The organism is Streptomyces phytophilus (assembly GCF_013870535.1).
Classification (GTDB): domain Bacteria; phylum Actinomycetota; class Actinomycetes; order Streptomycetales; family Streptomycetaceae; genus Streptomyces; species Streptomyces phytophilus.
On the sequence record NZ_JACBXC010001194.1, the window covers coordinates 1 to 1,838 of the forward strand.

2 protein-coding genes and 2 pseudogenes are annotated in these 1,838 nt (G+C 74.3%); 2 read left to right on the forward strand and 2 right to left on the reverse strand.

Annotated elements, in window-relative coordinates; translation table 11 throughout:
* Positions 1-311: pseudogene (locus H5J30_RS30655) on the forward strand (endonuclease); the annotation flags it as partial.
* Between the two features lie 84 nt (positions 312-395).
* Here the strand turns inward: H5J30_RS30655 and H5J30_RS30660 are convergent.
* Positions 396-797 carry an SseB family protein gene (locus H5J30_RS30660; RefSeq protein WP_181790725.1) on the reverse strand — a complete coding sequence of 134 codons (402 nt, stop codon included), beginning with the start codon at positions 795-797 and terminating at the stop codon, positions 396-398.
* Between the two features lie 193 nt (positions 798-990).
* On the opposite strand from H5J30_RS30660, the gene H5J30_RS30665 reads away from it, so the two are divergent.
* Positions 991-1,314: a plasmid stabilization protein gene (locus tag H5J30_RS30665; RefSeq protein ID WP_181790727.1), complete on the forward strand. Its 324-nt coding sequence runs from the start codon at positions 991-993 to the stop codon at positions 1,312-1,314.
* 54 nt (positions 1,315-1,368) lie between these two features.
* Here the strand turns inward: H5J30_RS30665 and H5J30_RS30670 are convergent.
* Positions 1,369-1,838, reverse strand: a pseudogene (locus H5J30_RS30670) (ornithine cyclodeaminase family protein); the annotation flags it as partial.

Sequence of the window (1,838 nt, forward strand, 5' to 3'; positions counted from 1 at the left end):
TGCCGACCGCAACGGTGCTGACCATGACAGAAGTGCCCGTCCTGGCCGCGCTGCTGCGGCGGGTCCCCGGCCTCGGGCCCGTGGGCGCGGCCATCTTCCTGCGCGAGGTCCAGGGGATCTGGCCGGAGGCCGCCCCGTACATCGACGCGAAGGTCGTGCAGGGCGCCGGCCGCGTGGACCTGCCGAAGGACCCGTCCCGGCTGGCCCGGCTCGTGAGCGAGCCGCAACTCGCGCCGTTCACGGCGGCGCTGGTGCGCTGCGCGCTGGACAAGGGCGTGGCGGCGCAGGTCAGGGAGGACGCACACGCCTGAACCCGCCCGGCACTCTCCGGGCGGGCGGGTTGCCGGACGGGGGCCTCGCCGCAGCCGCTCGCGACGAGCGGCTGCGGCGAGGGGTCAGGCCGTGGCCAGCAGGTCCCTCACCCCCTGGGCCGTCAGCGCCACCTCTTCCGGGCTGCCCGCGTCGACGACCAGCGACGGGCCGTCCGAGGGCCAGCCGCGGGCGAGGTCGCCGAGCCCTATCGCGTGGTAGTGCTCGATCTCCGGGAAGACCTGCTCCAGGCGGTCGGCGGACGTGAAGACGGGCACCAGCCGGGTGCCGTCGCCCTGCTCCACCACCGGCAGGATCAGCGCCTGCGCCTGTCCTGGCCCGGCCTGCTCCTCGGCCGGTTCCGGGTCGGGCAGCAGCACCTGGCTCCCGGCGAGCGTGTGCAGGGCTTCCTGGTCCGGGCCGTTCTCGGCGACGGTGTGGAGCGCCTGCTGCGCGGCAGTGCGCTGGCCGTTCGGGTAGTACGTCATGGGCGTGTTCCCTTCGCTGTGCGGTGCCGCTGTGCGGTGCCGCTGTGCGGTGCCGCAGGCCGGTCCCGGCCCGGGTTCCCCGCGCCGGTGGACTGAAACCGGAGCGCACAGCTGGAAGCTTTGTCCGTTTGATGGGGAATCTTCGGTGGCTGACGATGGTGGCGACGTACCGAACCGACATCAGGGAGAAGACATGCCGAGAGGATCCAGCCCCAAGCGGGAGCGCCAGTACGAGCACATCGAGGAAGGCGCCCGGAAGCGCGGCGTCCGGCCCGCGCGGGCCAAGGAGATCGCCGCCCGCACCGTGAACAAGGAGCGCGCCAGGACCGGCGAGGCCCGCACCGCGAGCCGTACCTCCACCCGCGACGTCTCCTCCGGCCGCCGCGGGGGCCTCCGCTCCCACCGCGGCGCCGGGGGCCCCACGTACGACCAGCTGTACGCCGAGGCCCGGCGCCGCAACATCCACGGCCGCTCCACCATGAACAAGGCCCAGCTCAAGCGCAAGCTCGGCCGCTGACGGCGGCGTACCCCGTCACCCGCACGGCCGAAGGCCCGCACTCCCCGGGGCGGGTCAGGGAAGGAACGTGTCGGCGAGCAGGCGCGCGATGGCCCAGTCCTGCATCGCGACGCCGACGGTCTTGAAGACGGTCCGCTCGCCGCGCGGGGCCTTCGGGGCGGTCAGGGCGGTGCCGAGTTCGACGAGGTCGTCCTCGGTGAGAGCGCCGGTCTCCAGCGCGTGCCGGATCTCACCGGACTCTTCGAGGACGGCCTCGCGCTCGTCGACGACCACGGCGGCGGCGGACAGGAGTCCGTCGGGCAGTTCGCGCATCGTGGGGCGGAAGGCGCCGATGGCGTTGACGTGGACCCGGGCGGGCAGGGCCTGTGCGCGGAAGAGCGGGCTGGTCGCGGGGGTGGCGCAGCAGACGATCTCCGCGTCGCCGACCGCGGCCTCGGCGTCGGCGGCGGTGCTGATCCGGGTGCCGGGAAGTTCCGGTGCCAGGGTCTCGGCGAGCGCCGCGGCGCGGTCGGGGGCGGTGTCCA

What these genes read in the sequence shown, in the direction of transcription:
- H5J30_RS30665 (WP_181790727.1), top strand. Translation starts at nt 991, where the DNA reads ATGCCGAGAGGATCCAGCCCCAAGCGGGAGCGCCAGTACGAGCACATC.
- H5J30_RS30660 (WP_181790725.1), bottom strand. Translation starts at nt 797, where the DNA reads ATGACGTACTACCCGAACGGCCAGCGCACTGCCGCGCAGCAGGCGCTC.